The organism is Cryobacterium soli (genome assembly GCF_003611035.1).
GTDB lineage: Bacteria > Actinomycetota > Actinomycetes > Actinomycetales > Microbacteriaceae > Cryobacterium > Cryobacterium soli.
The window spans coordinates 3517725-3535976 of sequence record NZ_CP030033.1; the positions used below are offsets into that span (position 1 = coordinate 3517725).

The window sequence follows — 18252 nt, forward strand, 5'->3', positions numbered from 1 at the left end:
CGAAGTTTGCTGAGAGACTACTCAGGGTTGACAGGGCGAGCATCACCCCGGAGCGCCGGCTGCGCCTCCGCCGGCGGCGGCACCGGTGACTGCCCGAACACCGCTCGGGATCGCGGCGCGTCAGGGGCCGGCCGCATCTCGGGCACCTGCGGCGCCTGCGCCACCTCCGGATCCTCCGGATCCTTCGGCGAATCCGGCGAATCCGGCGAATCCGGCGAATCCGGCCCCGCCGACCTCGCCGGCCCCGCTCGCCGGAGCCACCGCCGGGCCCGCCGGACATCGAGCGTCCGCCGGCGCCACAGCATCAGCGCCCAGGCCAGCCAGGCGCACGCCACCGTGGTGAGAGCGCCGCTGAGCAGCGCGACCCAGTTCTGTCCGTACTCGTTCAGCAGGTCCTTGAGCACGAAGCTCAGCACGATCACCGGCAGCAGCGCCAGGTAGCTCAGCACCGGCCGGTGCCGGGCGAATAACCATCCGGCCAGGAGTACGGCGAAGGCCCCAGCAAAGTCCGGCCCGGCCACGAGCACGAGCGCCGCCACCAGGCACGGCAGCAGAACCAGCAGCCGGCGCCACAAGGGCCCCGGCAGGATCAGCCAGCCGAGCAGCTGCACGGCCGGCCCGATGGCCAGGAACCACAGGCTGTAGGTGCTGATGAGGTTGGTCGCGGCCGCGCCGAGCACGATCGTGACCAGGCCGAATCCGTACCGCCACCGGGGGTCGCCCCAGCGCACGCGGGCGGCCGGATCGATCCGAGTGGTCATAACTCCAGATTCTCGCAGCCCACAGCGACGCGCAGCTAACCTTGTGTCATGAAACCCCTTGTGATCGGCCATCGCGGAGCCAGCGGCTACCGGCCGGAGCACACCGAGGCCGCCTACCGCCTCGCGTTCGCTCTCGGTGCCGACGCCGTCGAACCCGACATCGTGGCCACCAAGGACGGGGTTCTGGTGTTGCGGCACGAGAACGAGATCTCCGGCACGACGGATGTGGCCGCCCACCCCGAATTCGCCGACCGACGCACCTCGAAGGTCATCGATGGCGCCGCCCTGACCGGCTGGTTCACCGAGGACTTCACCTGGGCCGAGCTGACCACACTCCGTGCCAGGGAACGGCTGCCCGCCCTGCGCACCCTGAGCGCCAGCTTCGACGGGCTCTTCCCGATCCTGCGGCTCCGCGACCTGTTCCGCCTCGTCGACCTGGCCGAGGCCCCGCTCGACCGGGAACTCGGCATCGTCGCCGAGCTCAAGCACGCCAGCTACTTCGAGTCCATCGGACTGCCGCTGGACGAACTCTTCGCCGCCGAGGTGAACGAGGCCGGCTGGAACACCGGCGAGGGCCGCCTCACCATCGAGAGCTTCGAACGCACCGTGCTCGCCCAGGTGCACGCCAGGGGCGTATTCGGCCGCCGGGTGTTCCTGCTCGAGGCCACCGGAGCCCCCGCCGACCTCGTGGCCCGGTTCGGCGACCGCGCCACGAGCTACGCCGACTACCTCAGCGACCTCGCGCTCTACCAGCTCGGCCACCAGGTCGACGGCATCAGCGTGCCCAAGTCCCTGATCCTCAACACCGATGAGCACGGCATCGTCGACGGCGCCTCCGACCTCGTCGACTCCGCCCACGCCGCCGGCCTGCAGATCTACACCTGGACGCTGCGCCCGGAGAACCGCTTCCTCGCCCCCGGCAACCGGGTGGGCACCCGCAAGGCCGACGTGGGCAACTGGCAGGCAGAGTTCCGCACGATCATGGACACCGGCATCGACGGGGTCTTCGCCGACCACCCCGACCTCGCGGTGTTCGTGCGGGACGGCCTGCACACCCGGATGCCGCATCCGCTCTCGCAGTACTGACCCGCGCCAGGCGCCGGGTGCGGTGTCAGCCGCTGCGCCTAGAATTGAGCGGCCATGACTTTGTCTTCAGACCTGCCCAACACCCCGGCCACGCGGCCTTCGGCGACCCCGATCATCCTCGACGGACGGGCGGGCCCGAACGACGGGTCGCACGGTAGCTCCGAGCAGCAGAACCCGCTGTTCGACGGCCTCAACCCGCAGCAGCTCGAGGCCGTGCAATACCGCGGCCCGGCCCTGCTCATCGTCGCCGGCGCCGGCTCCGGCAAGACCAGTGTGCTCACCCGCCGGGTCGCCGGGCTGATCGAGAGCCGCGAGGCCTGGCCCAGCCAGATCCTCGCGATCACGTTCACCAACAAGGCCGCCGCCGAGATGCGCGAACGTGTGAGGGGCCTCCTCGGCCAGGCCTCCGACGGCATGTGGATCAGCACCTTCCACTCCTCCTGTGTGCGCATCCTGCGTCGAGAGGCCGAGAGCGCGGGCCTGTCGACCAACTTCAGCATCTACGACTCGGCCGACTCCAAGGTCACCATCAAGCGCATCATCAAGCAGCTCGACGCCGACACCCTCGGCTTCACCCCCGGCAATGTCGCCTCCAAGATCTCGAAGCTCAAGAACGAGCTGGCGGATGTCGACTCGTACGCCCGCAACGCGAACATGAGCGACCCGCAGGAGGTCATGTTCGTCGAGATCTTCCGCCAGTACACGAGAAGGCTCCGCGCGGCCAGCGCCCTCGACTTCGACGACCTGATCGGCGAGACGGTGTTCCTGTTCCGCGCCTTCCCCAAGGTCGCGGCGCTGTACCGTCGCCGGTTCCGGCACATCCTGGTCGACGAATACCAGGACACCAACCACGCCCAGTACGCGCTCGTGCGCGAGCTCACCCGCCCCGTCGAGCCGGAGCTGGCCGACGACATGGAGGACCAGGGCCTGCACATCAAGAACCTGCAGGATGCTTCCGGGCAGATCCCCGGCGCCTCGCTCACCGTGGTGGGCGACTCCGACCAGTCGATCTACGCCTTCCGCGGCGCCTCCAGCCGCAACATCACCGAGTTCGAGCGGGACTTCCCGGGCACCAAGGTGATCCTGCTCGAGCAGAACTACCGCTCCACCCAGAACATCCTCTCGGCCGCGAACGCCGTGATCGGCAACAACTTCGACCGCCGCGAGAAGCGGCTCTGGAGCGCCGGTGGCGACGGCGAGAAGATCGTGGGCTACACCGCGTACAACGGGCACGATGAGGCCCAGTTCGTGGCCGACGAGATCGAGGTGCTGCACCGAGCCGGCATGGCCTACCGCGACATGGCCGTGTTCTACCGCACCAACGCGCAGACCCGAGCGCTGGAGGAGATCCTGGTGCGCGCCGCGGTGCCGTACCGGGTCGTCGGCGGCACCAAGTTCTACGAACGCGCCGAGATCAAGGATGCGCTGGCGTACCTCATCGCGGTCGCCAACCCGCAAGACGAACTCGCGCTCCGCCGCATCCTGAACACCCCCAAGCGCGGCATCGGCCCGGCCACCGAAACCCAGCTGGCCAGCTTCGCCGAGACCAACGGCATCTCCTTCCGCCAGGCCATGCGCGATTCCGGCGGACTGGGCCTCGGCCCCAAGGTGACCGGCGCCATCCTGCAGCTGGCCACCCTGCTCGACTCGGCCGCGTTGATGATGGACCCGGAGAACCCGGCCGGCGCCGCGAACGTCAGCGACCTGCTCACCTTCCTGCTCGACGGCAGCGGCCTGCTCGCCGTGCTGCGGGCCAGCCGCGACGCGCAGGACGAGGTGCGGGCGGAGAACATCGAGGAGCTCGTCGCCCAGACCAAGGACTTCAACCGGGAGAACCCCGACGCGGGCCTGGTCGACTTCCTCACCCAGGTGTCGCTCGTCGCCGCCGCGGACGACCTCGACGACGCCTCGGGCACAGTGTCGCTGATGACGCTGCACACCGCCAAGGGCCTCGAATACGAGGCCGTGTTCCTTACCGGCGTGGAGGAGGGGCTGCTGCCGCACCAGATGTCGGCCGGCGAGCCCGGCGGCCCCGCGGAGGAGCGCCGCCTGTTCTACGTGGGCATCACCCGTGCCCGGCAGCGGCTGTACCTGTCGCTGGCGATGACCCGCGCGCAGTTCGGCGAGGTCAACGTGGCCATGCCCAGCCGCTACCTGCAGGAGATCCCGGCGGCGCTGATCGACTGGAAGCAGTCGCCCGGCATGGCCAATTCCCGTGGCGGCACCCAGCCGCGCGCCCTCAACGCCAGGCGAGACGGAGGCGGCTTCGGCAGCCGCTCCGGTACCCCAGGGCAGCTGCCGCCGGCGCCCAAACCGAAGACCGAGTGGGCCAACCGGGTCACCGCGCAGGTGCGTGACAACGGTGACCTCACGCTCAACGCGGGCGACCGCATCCGGCACGTGGACTTCGGCGACGGCAAGGTCAACCAGGTCACCGGCGAGGGCACCAAGCGCATCGCGCACGTGCAGTTCGACACCGCCGGGGCGAAGAAACTGCTGATCAAGATCGCGCCGATCGAGAAGATCGAGTGACGACCCCGCACCACAACGATTCGACGGATGCGTCCTCCCGGCCGGAATCCCTGCGGCAGTGGGCGCGCTCGCTCCGCGCCCTCGACCTGGAGGTCGCCGTGCGGGCGACACTCGCGATGGTGGTTCCGCTCGTCGTGCTGGCGCTCCTGGGCCGCATCGACTGGGCGGTGTACGCCACCTTCGGCGGCATGACGGCCCTATTCGGCCGCGGCGAACCGTACAAACTGCGCGCCCGGTCGGTGAGCATCGCCGCCGTCGGGATGCTGGGCAGTATCGCCTTCGGGGTGGGGATGGCCGCCATCGGTGCGCCGCTGGCGCTGCTCACGCTCGGGCTGGTGTTCGTGATCGTGCTCGGGGTGCTGCTGATCAGCACGGCCGGCCTGTTCCCGGGCACTCCGCTGTTCTTCGTCTTCGCGTACACGGTGTGCGCGCAGGTGCCCACCGACCCCGCCGACGTTCTGCCGAGCCTGGTCGTCGGCGTGGCCGGCGCCGCCTTCGCGTGGACCGTGACCATGTCGGGCTGGGCCGTGCGCCGCGCGGCGGCCGACCGCTCGGCGGCCCTCTTCAAGGAACTGCCGCGGCATCCCCGGATCAACCCGGCGGCGTACCGCGACAAGCTGGTCTGGCTGTCGATCGGGCAGATGCTGGTGGGTGTGCTCGTGGCCGGCGGACTGGCGATTCTGGTGGGCATCGGGCATCCGTACTGGGCCGTGGTGAGCGTGGTGGCGGTGCTGCCGCCGCCTGGTGCCCGGCACTCCACCGCGCGGGCGTTCCACCGTATCTTCGGCACCGTGGCCGGGGTGCTGCTCACCGCGCTGATCCTGCTGCCCGGCCCGCCGGTGTGGGTGCTCATCCTCACCATCGCGATCGGCCAGTTCGGCGCGGAGATCCTGATCGGACGGCACTACGGTGCCGCCCTGCTCTTCATCACCCCGCTGGCCCTCTCGGTGTCGCACCTGGCCAGCCCGGCGCCGGTCTCGGAGCTGCTCGTCGACCGGGTCGTCGAGACCGCGCTGGGCGGGGCGGTGGCACTGGTGGTCGTGCTCGTCAGCCGAGCCGTCCTGGCCCGCGCGGCGGCCCGGCGCCCGGCCCCGTCCGCCTGAGTGACGACCGTTTATCAGGACAGCGGCCGATTGTGAGGACCTGTCGCCATCGCGTCCTCGTAACCTCACTTTTTGCTCTTCAAGTCGTCGCTCTCATGGGCTGATTCGAACCTGTCCGTGGCCACGCCGGCGGCCTGAGAAATCTGCCGAATCGGATGCCCGCACCCTTGCCGCTGACCGACGGCGCAGGTACGGTGTCACGCACTGGCACGTCGCACAGTCGGCGTGGCAGACATCCGTTTCGTTTCCCGCTGTACACCCGTGTGTCCGAAGGAGGCTCGCAATGACCCATGACTCAGACGGCCTGTGGCCGCACGACCCCGAGGCTCTCGACGATAATCGCAGCGTCGACGATCTGGAGATCCCCAACGACCTGCTTCCCGACGAGGACGACACGGCCGAGAACGAACTCGACGAAGACGAGTGGGGCGACGACGCCGACAACCGCCTCGTCGAACTCGGCGACGACGACATCGACGACGAAGACGACGACCTGGCCCGCTGACCCGGGCGGCTCATTGGTCGAGCTTGTCGAAACCCGGTGAGCCGGCCTGCGGCGCGTTCCCGATCGTCGGTTGAGCTTGTCGAAACCGGGTGGGCCGTTCCTTGCCCGTTGGTCGGCTTGACCTGTCGTCTCGTAGGGTCTCGATGCTCCTATTGATGTCAAGCGGCGATTTGGGTGGTCGCGTGGCGTTCTTGGACGGCGATGAGGATGGGGAAGATCTCTCGGGCGAGGTAGCGCTTGAGTAGTCGCATGGTGTCGCGTTTGGTCTTGCCGCGGGCGAGGGTTTCTCGACGTAGGCGCGGGTTTCGGGGTGGCGTTTCATGCGGACCAAGACAATGCGGTGGAACGCGGCGTTGCCTTGCCGGTTGCCGCCACGGTTGAGCCGGTGCCGGTTCGTTTTCCCTGACGACGCCGGGATGGGTGCGGTCCCGGCTAAGTGAGCGAGGGCGGATTCGGTGCCGATCCGGTCAACGTTCTCGCCCGCGACGGTCAGCAGCGTCGCGGCAACATCCGGTCCAACCCCATAAACCGCGAGCAGTTCCGGGGCGTAAGCGGTAACGAGGGCGCGGATGCTCTCCTCGAACCGGTCAGCCTCAAGGCTCAACTCAACGTGACGGCGGCCCAAGGACTTCGCGGCGTCCTTGGTTGCGGCGGTGACGACGTCATCTCCGGCCAGGTCCCGTAGCCTGGCGCAGGCCTTCGCGAGGTCTTTGGCCTTGAGGCCGGTCAGCTTCGCGCGGAGGGTTTCCGGGGCGCTGACGAGCAGGCTGTGCAGTTGGTTCATGATCTCGGTGCGCTGCTTGACGACCAGCCGGCGAGACGTGCGGAGGATCCGCATCGCTTCGACTTCACCGTCGCGAAGCTTCGGCACCGTCGTCGCCCGCTTGGATAGGACAGCGCGGGCGGCGGAGTACGCGTCGATCTGGTCGGTCTTACCGCGCAGCCGGCGTTCCTGCTTGTCCGGCGCCAGGACGTCAATCACATCGATGCCCGCGGTGCGCAGCCGCGCGGTGAGGCCGGCACCGTAGGAGCCGGTGCCCTCAACGCCGGCGCGGAGCACGGCGCCTTGCTCGGTGACCCAGCGGATCAGGTCGGCGTAACCGTCCGGGGTGGCATCGAATTTACGATCCGTGAGGGACTCGCCCAGCGCGCTGATCACAGCGACGTGGTGGAAATCCTTGTGCGTATCGACGCCGATGATGATCTTTTGCTGATTGTCGGTCATTCTGGTTACAGCCCTTCTTCGTAAGGGTCAGCGTTCAGGGTGCCGGCAGACAGGTCAGTGAAGAGACTTTAGCCAGGCTCCTATCAGGTCATGATCGGCATCCTGAACGCGACTAATAGACGCCAGAGCCAGGCCAGTCGACGCATCGAGACAAAGACAGCCACAGCGTCGGACAAGCTCTGAGTCAGACCAACCCGACCCCGCCTCAATCATCACTGACAAGCTCGACCGACGAGATGGTGACGTACCCGGGAACGGCGCGACCCACCCGAGGCGCTCAGTCAGGGGTGGTCTCGCGAGTGACCGCCGGGGGTACCCAGGCGCCGTCGAGTACCTCCCGGCGCGGCCCGTACAGGCGCATCGTGACCCCGAGCGGTCCCAGCGGTGCGGGCAGCCAGTTGGCCACCAGCTCCGGCGCCGGGCGGTCGTGCTGCAGGTACAGGTCGAGCGACCCGTCACCGTTGAACCGCAGGTCGTCCCTGTCGCCGATCGCATACCGGTCGATCTCGTTCGCGGTCTGGAAACCGTCGGAGTCGTACATCGTCACTGACCAGAACGCCTCCACCGGCGGCAACTCGGCCTTCTCGAAGTGCATCCGATACCGGTTCTCGCCGGTGAGCGGGCGCCCGTCGGCATCCGCCATCAGGATCGGGTACACGGCATCCTCCGGCGGGTTGGCGCCCAGCCCCACCAGCGCCACCACGGCGCGTTTGAGGTAGTCGTTGCCGTAGTTGCCCATGGTCTCCACGTTCAGCAGCCAGCCGTTCACCCGCCGTCCCATCAGGGGGAGGGTGGCCAGCAGGGTCGCCCGGGCCTCGGCCACGCCGGCTTCGAGTTCTTCGACGGTGTCGTCGGTGAGCCGGTCGCCGTCGAACGGGGTGCCAGGCACCAGGCCGAGATGGGCAAGCCGTGCGAGAACGGAGAAATCGGTGGAATGCGGCGGCACGGCCCGCAGCAGTGAGGACGCCCGGCGGAAGAACTCCACGCCGCTCATCTGCGCCACCGTGCGTAGCGGCGGAGTGGTCGAGTCCACCGTGGGATCCAGTGGGAACGGCTCATACCCATCCGGCAGGGTGAGCGAAAGCTGGTCTTGCAGGGCGCGCACCGCGGGGTAGTCGTCGACGCCGTTGGTCTGGAACCGGCCCACGATCCACACGTACGGGGTGGGCGCGTGGATGAGGATCTGTCCGGCGGGCACCTCGCCCGACCAGCCCGGTGGGGCGACGAACAGGTCCGTCGCCGCGGTTCCGGTGGTCCGTTTGCCCGGGTTGGCGAACACCTCGGTCCACATGTCGATCAGCGGCAGCATGTAGTACCGGTCGGCGGTGTCCGGCACGTGCACCACGACCGGCCCCGCCCCGAGGTCGAGCCAGGCGATCGAGTAGAGCGTGTCGAAGTTGGGCCGCACCACATCGCGGAACTCGGCCGTGGGGAAAGTCCGGGTGTGCACGAACGTGTTGGCCGGCCCGCGGCCGAAGACCCGCCCCGGCGCGGTGTTGATGCTCTGCTGCCGGGTCACGTCCATGAGCACCAGCGGGTAGAGGTAGACATAGGCCTCTTCGGCCAGGGTCTTGGGGTCGATCGACAGGGTGCTCATCGGGCTCCTCGGCGTGGGCGGGCGCCCGGGTGGGCACGGACCGTTCACGGGCATTGTGCCCCAGCCCGGCAGCGAGGCACAGGGCCCGCTCGGTTCTGTCGAGTGAGCGTTCCGCGGGACGGGCGCCGGTGCGCGCCTGGCACGCCATCAGCGAACCGGCGCTCCACCCGCGGAACTCGTCAACGGCCAGGGCGGCCCTCTCGAACGCTGGGCAAGCGCCGATTCGCGGGGCAAACGCCGGTACGCGGCCGGGCCGAGCGCTGCGCGGGGCAGGCGGTAGGAGATACGCGGATGGCGCGAGCGGCCGGTTGCGCCCCCGGCTCAGCCGATGCGCGCGGAGCGCCGACGCTGCACGAGCAACGCGATCGCGCGCCAGCCCAGCAGGAACACGCCGAGCACGATGACCGTGACGATGACGAAGCTGAGCTGCACGCCCTGGCCGCTGGCGACGCGCAGGAACATGCCCACGACGACGGTGACCAGCCACACGATCACGCCGGTCCAGACGAGGCGGAGCGGGTGCCGCCAGGCGCGGGAGACCAGCCAGCCCACCGCGAGCCCGGCCAGGAACGGCCACCAGGTGAGCAGCACGCCCCAGAGCCCTTCGCCGTGGCTGGCCCGGCCGATCAGCACAAAGAGCAGTACCAGGGCCGCGTCCGCTCCGGCGGCCAGGGGAACGAGCGAAGGGCCGGCGGGGCGAGAAGGCATGATTCCAGACTACGTCGATACCGCGCCGCCCAGACCCTGACGGGAGTTCCAGACCGTGTGGCCCAGACTCTGACGGGAGGTCCGGGCTGTGTGGCCTAGACCCTGACGGAGAGCCGTGTGGCGCTGTCCCTGAGGGAGGTCCGGACCTGGTCGGCCTGACCGAGCCGGCCGGACCGGCGCCGCTAGACCGTCGTGCCGAGCAACCCGCCGATCAGGTAGGTCACACCGAGGGCGAGCAGTCCGCCGATGAGCACCCGCGCGATCGCGCGCATCCGTGGGCTGTCGCCGAGGAACGCGCTCAGCCAGCCGGTGATGATCAGCGCGACGGCCACCGAGACGAACGTCGCCGGCACGCGCCACTCCGGCGGCGGCAGCAGCACCGCAAGCAGTGGCAGGATGGCGCCCACCGTGAACGCCACCGCTGATGCCAAGGCGGCATGCCAGGGGTTGGTGAGCTCGTCGGCGCCGATGTGCAGCTCCACCTCGAGGTGCGCGCCGAGCGCGTCGTGCGCGGTCAGCTCGTCGGCCACAAGGCGGGCGGTCTCGGCGGAGAGCCCCTTGGCCTGGTACAGCCCGGCGAGCTCGGCCAGCTCCTGCTCGGGCATCGTGGCCAGCTCGCTTCGTTCCTTGTTGATCAGGGCCCGCTCGGTGTCTCGCTGGCTGCTCACCGACACGTATTCGCCGAGCGCCATGGAGATCGCCCCGGCGAGCAGGCTCGCGACCCCGGCGATGAGGATCGCCGCGGAGTCGGAGGTGGCCGCGGCGACGCCCACGACCAGGGCCGCGACCGAGACGATGCCGTCGTTGGCGCCGAGCACCCCGGCGCGCAGCCAGTTGAGCCGGGAGGCGTGCCCGGGGGAGTGTGGCTCGGTGGCGTGGTCGGGTTCAGCGGCGGGGGAGGAGGGTGCGGGACCGGTGGGCTGGCGCGCCGGGTCTGATTCGCTCATGAGGCCAGCCAAGCACTGTGGGGGCGCCCTGACCAGCGGTACCGCACGTTCGGTGCGCCCCTTCTGGGCCGGCACGCCCGCCACGGCGGACGCATCCAGCCATACGCGGTGCAGCGAAGCGCCCCGCGGTACCAGCGGGCATGGCGCCCGATCTGAGAAGGTAGAGTTTGAGATGGTCAGTATCTCTCGACGTCGAGCTAGTTTTCGCGCCGGGGCATCAGGCCACACCTACCCCATGCACGGAACGCTATGACGCGGATTGGAAGAGCAGCGTGGATCTTTACGAATACCAGGCCAGAGACCTGTTTGAGCAGTATGGAGTCCCGGTTCTGCCCGGGATCATCGCAGACACGCCCGAGGAGGTGCGCGCCGCGGCCGAGAAGCTGGGCGGTGTCGTCGTCGTCAAGGCGCAGGTCAAGGTCGGAGGCCGCGGCAAGGCCGGCGGCGTCAAGGTCGCAAAGACCCCGGATGAGGCCGAAGCCGCCGGGCGCGCCATCCTGGGCCTGGACATCAAGGGCCACACCGTGCACCGCGTGATGGTCGCCGGGGGAGCCCGCATCAAGCAGGAGTTCTACTTCTCCGTGCTGCTGGACCGGTCCAACCGCTCCTACCTCTCGCTCGCCAGCTACGAGGGCGGCGTGGAGATCGAGGTCCTCGCGGTGGAGAAGCCCGACGCCCTGGCCTACGTGGCCATCGACCCGAACGCCGGCATCGACCTGGCCACGGCCAAGGGGATCGCCGTCCAGGCGAAGTTCCCGGCTGAACTGGTCGACAAGGTCGCTCCCGTCTTCGTGCAGCTGTACAGCGTCTTCGCCGGCGAGGACGCCACCCTCGTCGAGGTCAACCCGCTGGTTCTCACCGAGGAGGGCGACATCATCGCCCTCGACGGCAAGGTCACCATCGACGAGAACGCCGACTTCCGCCACCCGGGCCACGCCGCCCTGGAGGACAAGGCCGCGGCCGACCCGCTCGAGGCCAAGGCCAAGCAGAACGACCTCAACTACGTCAAGCTCGACGGCGAGGTCGGTATCATCGGCAACGGTGCCGGGCTGGTCATGTCGACCCTCGACGTGGTCGCCTACGCCGGTGAGAACTTCGGCGGCGTCAAGCCGGCCAACTTCCTCGACATCGGCGGCGGAGCATCCGCTGCCGTCATGGCCGCCGGCCTCGACGTCATCCTCGGCGACCCGCAGGTCAAGAGCGTCTTCGTCAACGTCTTCGGCGGCATCACCGCCTGCGACGCCGTGGCCCACGGCATCGTCGGCGCGCTCGCCACTCTCGGCGACGCCGCGAACAAGCCCCTGGTCGTGCGCCTCGACGGCAACAACGTCGAGGAAGGCCGCCGCATCCTCAACGAGGCCAACCACCCGCTGGTCACCCTGGCCGCCACCATGGACGAGGGTGCCGCCAAGGCCGCCGAACTCGCCCACGCCGCCCGCTGATCCGCACGCGTCGAGATCAAGGAATAGGAACAACATGTCAATCTTCCTCAACAAGGACTCCAAGGTCATCGTCCAGGGCATCACCGGCGGCGAGGGCACCAAGCACACCGCTCTGATGCTCAAGGCCGGCACCCAGATCGTCGGCGGCGTCAACGCCCGCAAGGCCGGCACCACCGTCACCCACGGCGACGTCGAGCTGCCCGTCTTCGGCACGGTCGCCGAGGCCATGGAGAAGACCGGCGCGGACGTCTCCATCGCGTTCGTGCCGCCGGCCTTCACCAAGGACGCCGTGATCGAAGCGATCGACGCCGAAATCGGCCTGCTCGTCATCATCACCGAGGGCGTGCCCGTGCAGGACTCCGCCGAGTTCTGGGCCTACGCCCAATTGAAGGGCAACAAGACCCGCATCATCGGGCCGAACTGCCCCGGCATCATCACGCCCGGTGAGGCGCTCGTGGGCATCACGCCGGCGAACATCACCGGCAAGGGCCCGGTCGGCCTGGTCTCCAAGTCGGGCACCCTGACCTACCAGATGATGTACGAACTGCGCGACCTGGGCTTCTCCACCGCCATCGGCATCGGCGGCGACCCCATCATCGGCACCACCCACATCGACGCGCTCGCCGCGTTCGAGGCCGACCCCGAGACCCTCGCGATCGTCATGATCGGGGAGATCGGCGGCGACGCCGAGGAGAAGGCCGCCGAGTACATCAAGGCACACGTCACCAAGCCCGTCGTGGGCTACGTGGCCGGCTTCACCGCTCCAGAGGGCAAGACCATGGGCCACGCCGGCGCCATCGTCTCCGACGGGGCCGGAACCGCGCAGGGCAAGAAGGAGGCCCTCGAGGCCGCCGGGGTCAAGGTCGGCAAGACGCCGAGCGAGACCGCCACCCTGCTGCGCGAGGTTCTCGCCGCGCTGTAAACCGTTCGACGAAGGGCCCGCCGATTCGGCGGGCCCTTTCTCGTGCCCGGGGCGACGAGTAGCATGCCGGTCAGACCCGTCGCCCGCCGACGGATGCCCGGCCCGCGATCGGAGGACCATGTCCCGCAATGACGCCACGGTTCCCGCGCGACCGGAACCAGCCCGCTCCGAGGGCAAGGGCCTGGCCACCGGCACCCTGAGCCTGTTCGGCTCCACCGTGATCGGGTTGGCGTCCACCGCCCCGGTGTATTCGCTGGCGGCGACGCTCGGCTTCGTCGTCCTCGCCGTGGGCACCCAGGCTCCCGTCGTATTCGTGATCGCGTTCATCCCCATGCTGCTGGTGGCCTTCGCCTACCGGGAACTGAACCGGGACATCCCGGACTGCGGCACCACCTTCACCTGGGCGACCAAGGCGTTCGGCCCGTGGGTGGGCTGGATGGGCGGGTGGGGCGTGGCCGTGGCCGGCATCGTGGTGCTCGGCAACCTCGCCCAGATCGGCGGCATCTACTTCTGGCTGCTCGCAGCCCCCGACCTGGCCGAGAATGAACTCGTCGTCACCCTCACCGGGGTGGTTTTCATCGTGCTGATGGTGTGGGTGAGTTACCGCGGCATCGAGATCGGCGAACGGCTGCAGAACGTGCTGCTCGGCTTCCAGTACCTGGCCCTCGTGCTGTTCACGGTGTTCACCCTCTGGTCGGTGTTCGACGGCAGCGCCCCGGCCGGCTCCACGGTTCCGCAGGCGGACTGGTTCAACCCGTTCGCGCTCACCTCGTTCAACGGGCTCGTCGAGGGCGTGCTGCTGGCCCTGTTCATCTACTGGGGCTGGGACACCTGCCTGGCCCTGAACGAGGAGACCCGCGACCCGAAGCGCATCCCGGGCCGCGCCGCGGTGCTCACCACGATCATCCTGCTGGTCACCTACGTGGGCGTCACGGTCGCGGCGATGGCCTACGCCGGGCTCGGCACCAGCGGCCTCGGCCTGGGTAACGAGGGCAACGCCGACGACGTGTTCTTCGCCCTGAAGGACGCCGTCTTCGGCCCCTGGGCGTGGTTGCTCGTGGCGGCCGTGATGATCTCCGCCGTCTCCTCCACCCAGACCACCATCCTGCCCACCGCCCGCGGCACCCTCGCCATGGCCGTGTACAAGGCGCTGCCGCGCCGGTTCGCGCAGGTGCACCCGCGGTTCCAGACGCCGTCGTTCTCCACCCTGATCATGGGCGTCGTGGCGGTGGCGTTCTACGTGGGGATGACCCTGGTCAGCTCCAACATCCTCAACGACACCATCCTCTCGCTCGGCCTGGCGATAGCGTTCTACTACGCCATCACCGGGTACGCCTGCGTCTGGTACTTCCGGCACGATCTGTTCACCAGCTGGCGCAACGCCTGGATGCGCTTCGTCTTCCCGCTGGTCGGGGCGCTGCTGCTGACCGGAGCGTTTGTGTTCTCCGTGATCGACATGCTCGACCCCGACTACGGCTACACGGTGCTGTTCGGCATCGGCGGGGTGTTCGTGGTGGGGGTGGGCTCGCTGCTGGCCGGGGTGGTGCTCATGGTGATCTGGTCGTTCTTCGCCGGCGCCAAACCGTTCTTCCGGGGCGAGTCGCTCAACGCGGCCACCCCGGTGCTGGTGCCCGACGAGGATGTGCCCCTCACCCGGTCGGTCGACGGCGGCGTCTGATCGACGCGAGTTCATGAGGACTTCGGAGGAGTAGAAGGACCTGAGGCTCAATTTCATCCTCCTGAAGTCACTTTTGCCCCATAACCGTTCACGGTTCTGCACTGCCCGGCGGGGTACGGCGAACCTGCGGCCGGCCCACGGTAGGCTCCCTTTCGGATATGAACCGTATAACGACTGCCCTGCTCGCCGCCCTCGAGGCGCTCATCGTCGTCGCCATCGGCGTGGGCATCGCATTGGTGCCGCTCACCGTGCTCTGGGGCACCCACTACGGTCTGGGCATCGACTGGTTCGTGTTCTGGCGGGCCGCCGTGGATGTCTGGCTGCTCGGCAACGGCGTGGACCTGGCGGTACAACTGCCCGTCGATGTCACCACCGCCTTGGGGCTAGCCGGGGCCGAGGCCCCGTTCAGCCTCACCATCGCGCTGCTCGGCTTCGCCGTGCTCGCGGTGCTGCTCGGCGTGCGAACCGGGCGCCGTGCCGCCAGCACCGACTACCGCCTCACCGCGGCCGGCGCGGCCGTGCTCACTTATGCGCTGCTCGCCGCGCTGCTCACTCTCTCCGCCGGCACCGCTGTGGTGACCCCGGCGCCAGTGCAGGGCATTCTGCTGCCCACCCTGGTCTTCGCGCTCGGCGTGCTGATCGGCGCGTGGGCCCCGGGCCGGGCCGCCGGCACCGTGTGGCCCGGCTGGCTGGCCCGCCCGGTCACCGACCAGCTCAACCGCATCCCGCCCGAGGTGCGCAGCCAGTTGGCCGCCGCGCTCCGCGGCGGAACGGCCGCCGTCGCAGGCATCCTCGTCGTAGCGGGCGTGGCCGTGTTCGTGTCGGTGCTGGCCAACTTCGCCACCGTGATCGGCCTCTACGAGACCCTGCAGGCCGATGTGATGGGCGGCATCAGCCTCACCATCGGCCAGCTCGCCTTTATCCCCAACATCGTGATCTGGGCCGCCAGCTGGTTCGCCGGCCCCGGCATCGCGCTGGGCACCGGCAGCAGCATTACCCCGCTCGGCACCTCCGTCTCGGCCGTACCCGGGCTGCCGCTGTTCGGCGTGCTGCCGCACGGCACCCTGGACTTCGGCTTCCTTGGCCTGCTCGTGCCCGTGCTGATCGGCTTCGTCGTGGCCGTACTCGTGCGGCAGGGCTTGGACAAGCGCGCCAACTCCCCGCACGGCACCGCACGGATGCTGATCACCGGCGGCCTGATGGGCCTGGTCGCGGGCATCCTGCTCGGCCTGCTCGCCTGGTGGTCGGCCGGCGCGATGGGCCCGGGCCGGCTCGTCGACGTGGGACCGAACCCGCTGCTGGTCGGAGCCCTCACCGTCGTGGAGGTGGGCATCGCCGCCGCACTCGGTATGCTCGTCGGTGGCCGTCGGGCCCGGAGCACGGATACGCGCGCCGAGGAAGTCTCAACGAAACGGTAGGCTCGGATGGTGCTGTCACTGGTCGTATTGATCTCCGGCGGAGGCTCGAACCTGCGCGCGCTTCTGGAGGCGTCCGGCGACGCCGAGTTCCCCGCCCGGGTGGTCGCCATCGGCGCCGACCGGGACGCCGAGGGGCTCGACCTGGGTGAGGAGTTCGGCATCCCCACCTTCACGGTGCCGTTCTCGTCGTACCCCGACCGGGACGCCTGGGGCGACGCCCTGCTGGAGCAGGTGCAGCAGTGGCAGCCCGACCTCACGGTGCTCAGCGGCTTCATGCGCCTGCTGCCGCCACGAGTGGTGTCGGCGCTGTCGCCGCACCTGATCAACACGCATCCCGCCTACCTGCCCGAGTTCCCCGGCGCCCACGGGGTGCGCGACGCTCTCGCCGCCGGCGTGACTCAGACGGGCGCCAGCATCATCGTCGTCGACAACGGAGTGGACGACGGACCGATCGTGAGCCAGGAACGGGTGCCGGTACTCCCGGACGACACCCAGGACTCGCTGCACGACCGCATCAAACTCGTCGAACGCCGGCTGCTTGTGCAGGCCGTGCTCGACATCGCCAACGGACACGTCGATCTCAAGGAGCATTCCCCCATATGAGCGGTCACACCAACGCCCGGAGCCTGTACCGCGACCGGGACGTCATCCCCGTGCAGCGCGCGCTGATCTCCGTCTCAGACAAGACCGGCCTGGTCGAACTGGCCAACGCGCTCGCCGCCGCCGGCGTCGAGATGATCTCCACAGGCTCCACCGCCGCCACCATTCGCGCGGCCGGCCACGACGTGACGGATGTCGCCGCCGTCACTGGATTCCCGGAGTCGCTCGACGGCCGGGTGAAGACCCTGCACCCGAGCGTGCACGCCGGCATCCTCGCCGACCTCCGCCTCGAGGCGCACGAGAACCAGCTTGCCGACCTGTCCATCGCGCCGTTCCAGCTCGTGGTCGTGAACCTGTACCCGTTCGTGGAGACCGTCGAGTCGGGCGCGGAGCCCGCCGACGTGATCGAGCAGATCGACATCGGCGGACCCGCGCTGGTGCGCGCATCCGCCAAGAACCACCCCAACGTGGCCATCGTGGTCGACCCGGAGAACTACCCGGAGATCATCGCGGCCGTCGCGGCCGGCGGCAGCACCCTGCGCCTGCGCCAGAAGCTGGCCTCGCTCGCGTTCGAGCACACCGCCAACTACGACCTGAGCGTGTCCGCCTGGTTCACCGAGAACGTCTACGACCAGTGGCAGGACGACACGGAGGCGCTCGGCGAAGAGATCCTCGACGCGTTCGACGCGATTGTCGCCGCCGAGGACCCTGAGGCGGACGCGCTGTTCCCCGAGACCCTCGCGATCGAGGCCACCCGCGGCACCGTGCTGCGCTACGGCGAGAACTCGCACCAGGCCGCGGCCCTCTACCTCGGCGAGGGCGGCCAGGGCATCGCCCAGGCCACGCAGCTGCACGGCAAGGAGATGTCGTACAACAACTACGTCGACGCTGATGCCGCGGTGCGCGCCGCCTTCGACTTCGCCGAACCGGCCGTGGCCATCATCAAGCACGCCAACCCGTGCGGCATCGCCGTGGCCAACCCCAAGGCACCCGACGCCATCGCCTCCGCGCACCACCGCGCACACGACTGCGACCCGGTGTCGGCGTTCGGTGGGGTCATCGCCGCCAACCGCGTAGTCACGCTGGGCATGGCCGAGACGGTCAGCCAGATCTTCACCGAGGTTCTCGTGGCGCCCGGCTTCGAGCCGGCCGCGTTCGAGCTGCTCAGTGCCAAGAAGAACATCCGCTTGCTGGAGCTGCCGGCCGACTACCGTCGTTCATCGCTGGAGCTGCGCCAGATCTCCGGCGGCCTGCTCGTGCAGGAGACCGACACCTTCGACACCCTCGACACTGCCGAGTGGCGCCTGGTGTCCGGCCCCGAGGTGGATGCGGCGACCCGCTCCGACCTCGAGTTCGCCTGGAAGGCCTGCCGGGCCGTGAAGTCCAACGCGATCCTGCTCGCGCACGCCGGCGCATCCGTGGGTGTGGGCATGGGCCAGGTCAACCGGGTCGACTCCTGCCACCTGGCCGTCAGCCGTGCCGGCGAGCGGGCCGAGGGCGCTGTGGCCGCGTCCGACGCGTTCTTCCCCTTCGCCGACGGCCTCGAGGTGCTGCTGGAGGCCGGCGTCACCGCCGTCGTGCAGCCCGGCGGATCGGTGCGCGACGAGGAGGTCATCGCCGCGGCGACGGCCGCCGGAGTGTCGATGTACTTCACCGGGGAGCGTCACTTCTTCCACTAGGCCTCCGCCGAGCATTTGACACGCCGGGCACGGCATCCGACTCACGGAT

The 18252-nt window shown here is 69.2% G+C and carries 15 protein-coding genes; 10 read left to right on the forward strand and 5 right to left on the reverse strand.

Features of this window, described 5'->3' with window-relative positions; all coding sequences use genetic code 11:
- Window positions 1-17: 17 nt before the first annotated feature.
- Window positions 18-761, reverse strand: coding sequence for a hypothetical protein (locus DOE79_RS16330; RefSeq protein ID WP_120339399.1), 744 nt, complete (start codon window positions 759-761; stop codon window positions 18-20).
- A 48-nt stretch (window positions 762-809) separates the two neighbouring features.
- Between DOE79_RS16330 and DOE79_RS16335 the strand changes: the two genes are divergently transcribed.
- From DOE79_RS16335 to DOE79_RS16350, 4 genes are all read left to right on the forward strand, one after another.
- Window positions 810-1847 (forward strand): glycerophosphodiester phosphodiesterase family protein, encoded by a 1038-nt coding sequence (locus DOE79_RS16335; protein ID WP_120339400.1) that lies wholly within the window; start codon window positions 810-812, stop codon window positions 1845-1847.
- Between the two features lie 54 nt (window positions 1848-1901).
- Window positions 1902-4379: an ATP-dependent helicase gene (locus DOE79_RS16340; protein WP_120339401.1), complete on the forward strand. Its 2478-nt coding sequence runs from the start codon at window positions 1902-1904 to the stop codon at window positions 4377-4379.
- Window positions 4376-5482 (forward strand): FUSC family protein, encoded by a 1107-nt coding sequence (locus DOE79_RS16345; RefSeq protein WP_245976982.1) that lies wholly within the window; start codon window positions 4376-4378, stop codon window positions 5480-5482. The genes DOE79_RS16340 and DOE79_RS16345 overlap by 4 nt, the downstream gene beginning before the upstream one ends.
- A 283-nt stretch (window positions 5483-5765) precedes the next feature.
- On the forward strand, window positions 5766-5987 hold the full coding sequence (locus tag DOE79_RS16350; protein ID WP_120339402.1) for a hypothetical protein: 222 nt from the start codon (window positions 5766-5768) through the stop codon (window positions 5985-5987).
- Between the two features lie 10 nt (window positions 5988-5997).
- On the opposite strand, the gene DOE79_RS16355 is transcribed toward DOE79_RS16350, so the two are convergent.
- The 4 genes from DOE79_RS16355 to DOE79_RS16370 form a co-directional block, all read right to left on the reverse strand.
- Window positions 5998-7212 (reverse strand): IS110 family RNA-guided transposase, encoded by a 1215-nt coding sequence (locus tag DOE79_RS16355; protein ID WP_120339403.1) that lies wholly within the window; start codon window positions 7210-7212, stop codon window positions 5998-6000.
- A 277-nt stretch (window positions 7213-7489) separates the two neighbouring features.
- The gene (locus tag DOE79_RS16360; protein ID WP_120339404.1) at window positions 7490-8809 is read right to left on the reverse strand and encodes a DUF1254 domain-containing protein; all 1320 of its coding nucleotides are present in this window, start codon (window positions 8807-8809) and stop codon (window positions 7490-7492) included.
- A 321-nt stretch (window positions 8810-9130) separates the two neighbouring features.
- A complete protein-coding gene (locus DOE79_RS16365; protein ID WP_120339405.1) occupies window positions 9131-9517 on the reverse strand; it encodes a DUF3054 domain-containing protein in 387 nt (128 codons plus the stop codon).
- A gap of 182 nt (window positions 9518-9699) precedes the next feature.
- Entirely contained in the window at window positions 9700-10464 is a 765-nt protein-coding gene (locus DOE79_RS16370) for a VIT1/CCC1 transporter family protein (protein WP_120339406.1), read from the reverse strand.
- A gap of 272 nt (window positions 10465-10736) precedes the next feature.
- Between DOE79_RS16370 and sucC the strand changes: the two genes are divergently transcribed.
- The 6 genes from sucC to purH all read left to right on the forward strand — a co-directional run bounded on the left by sucC (window position 10737) and on the right by purH (window position 18203).
- A complete protein-coding gene (gene sucC / locus DOE79_RS16375; RefSeq protein ID WP_120339407.1) occupies window positions 10737-11906 on the forward strand; it encodes an ADP-forming succinate--CoA ligase subunit beta in 1170 nt (389 codons plus the stop codon).
- A gap of 34 nt (window positions 11907-11940) precedes the next feature.
- Complete coding sequence (sucD, locus tag DOE79_RS16380; protein ID WP_120339408.1) at window positions 11941-12828, forward strand: succinate--CoA ligase subunit alpha; 888 nt, start codon at window positions 11941-11943, stop codon at window positions 12826-12828.
- A 118-nt stretch (window positions 12829-12946) separates the two neighbouring features.
- Window positions 12947-14506 (forward strand): APC family permease, encoded by a 1560-nt coding sequence (locus DOE79_RS16385; protein WP_120339409.1) that lies wholly within the window; start codon window positions 12947-12949, stop codon window positions 14504-14506.
- 158 nt (window positions 14507-14664) lie between these two features.
- Complete coding sequence (locus tag DOE79_RS16390; RefSeq protein ID WP_120339410.1) at window positions 14665-15924, forward strand: cell division protein PerM; 1260 nt, start codon at window positions 14665-14667, stop codon at window positions 15922-15924.
- 9 nt (window positions 15925-15933) lie between these two features.
- Window positions 15934-16527, forward strand: coding sequence for a phosphoribosylglycinamide formyltransferase (gene purN, locus DOE79_RS16395; protein ID WP_120340391.1), 594 nt, complete (start codon window positions 15934-15936; stop codon window positions 16525-16527).
- Window positions 16524-18203, forward strand: coding sequence for a bifunctional phosphoribosylaminoimidazolecarboxamide formyltransferase/IMP cyclohydrolase (purH, locus tag DOE79_RS16400; protein ID WP_120339411.1), 1680 nt, complete (start codon window positions 16524-16526; stop codon window positions 18201-18203). Before purN ends, purH begins: the two co-directional genes overlap by 4 nt.
- The last annotated feature ends 49 nt before the right edge of the window (window positions 18204-18252 follow it).

Bases quoted from the DNA above. Each gene is read 5' to 3' on its own strand.
- DOE79_RS16370 (WP_120339406.1), bottom strand. From the start codon at position 10,464: ATGAGCGAATCAGACCCGGCGCGCCAGCCCACCGGTCCCGCACCCTCC.
- DOE79_RS16350 (WP_120339402.1), top strand. From the start codon at position 5,766: ATGACCCATGACTCAGACGGCCTGTGGCCGCACGACCCCGAGGCTCTC.
- DOE79_RS16340 (WP_120339401.1), top strand. From the start codon at position 1,902: ATGACTTTGTCTTCAGACCTGCCCAACACCCCGGCCACGCGGCCTTCG.
- DOE79_RS16360 (WP_120339404.1), bottom strand. From the start codon at position 8,809: ATGAGCACCCTGTCGATCGACCCCAAGACCCTGGCCGAAGAGGCCTAT.
- DOE79_RS16330 (WP_120339399.1), bottom strand. From the start codon at position 761: ATGACCACTCGGATCGATCCGGCCGCCCGCGTGCGCTGGGGCGACCCC.
- DOE79_RS16385 (WP_120339409.1), top strand. From the start codon at position 12,947: ATGTCCCGCAATGACGCCACGGTTCCCGCGCGACCGGAACCAGCCCGC.
- DOE79_RS16355 (WP_120339403.1), bottom strand. From the start codon at position 7,212: ATGACCGACAATCAGCAAAAGATCATCATCGGCGTCGATACGCACAAG.
- purH (WP_120339411.1), top strand. From the start codon at position 16,524: ATGAGCGGTCACACCAACGCCCGGAGCCTGTACCGCGACCGGGACGTC.
- DOE79_RS16365 (WP_120339405.1), bottom strand. From the start codon at position 9,517: ATGCCTTCTCGCCCCGCCGGCCCTTCGCTCGTTCCCCTGGCCGCCGGA.
- sucD (WP_120339408.1), top strand. From the start codon at position 11,941: ATGTCAATCTTCCTCAACAAGGACTCCAAGGTCATCGTCCAGGGCATC.
- DOE79_RS16335 (WP_120339400.1), top strand. From the start codon at position 810: ATGAAACCCCTTGTGATCGGCCATCGCGGAGCCAGCGGCTACCGGCCG.
- DOE79_RS16390 (WP_120339410.1), top strand. From the start codon at position 14,665: ATGAACCGTATAACGACTGCCCTGCTCGCCGCCCTCGAGGCGCTCATC.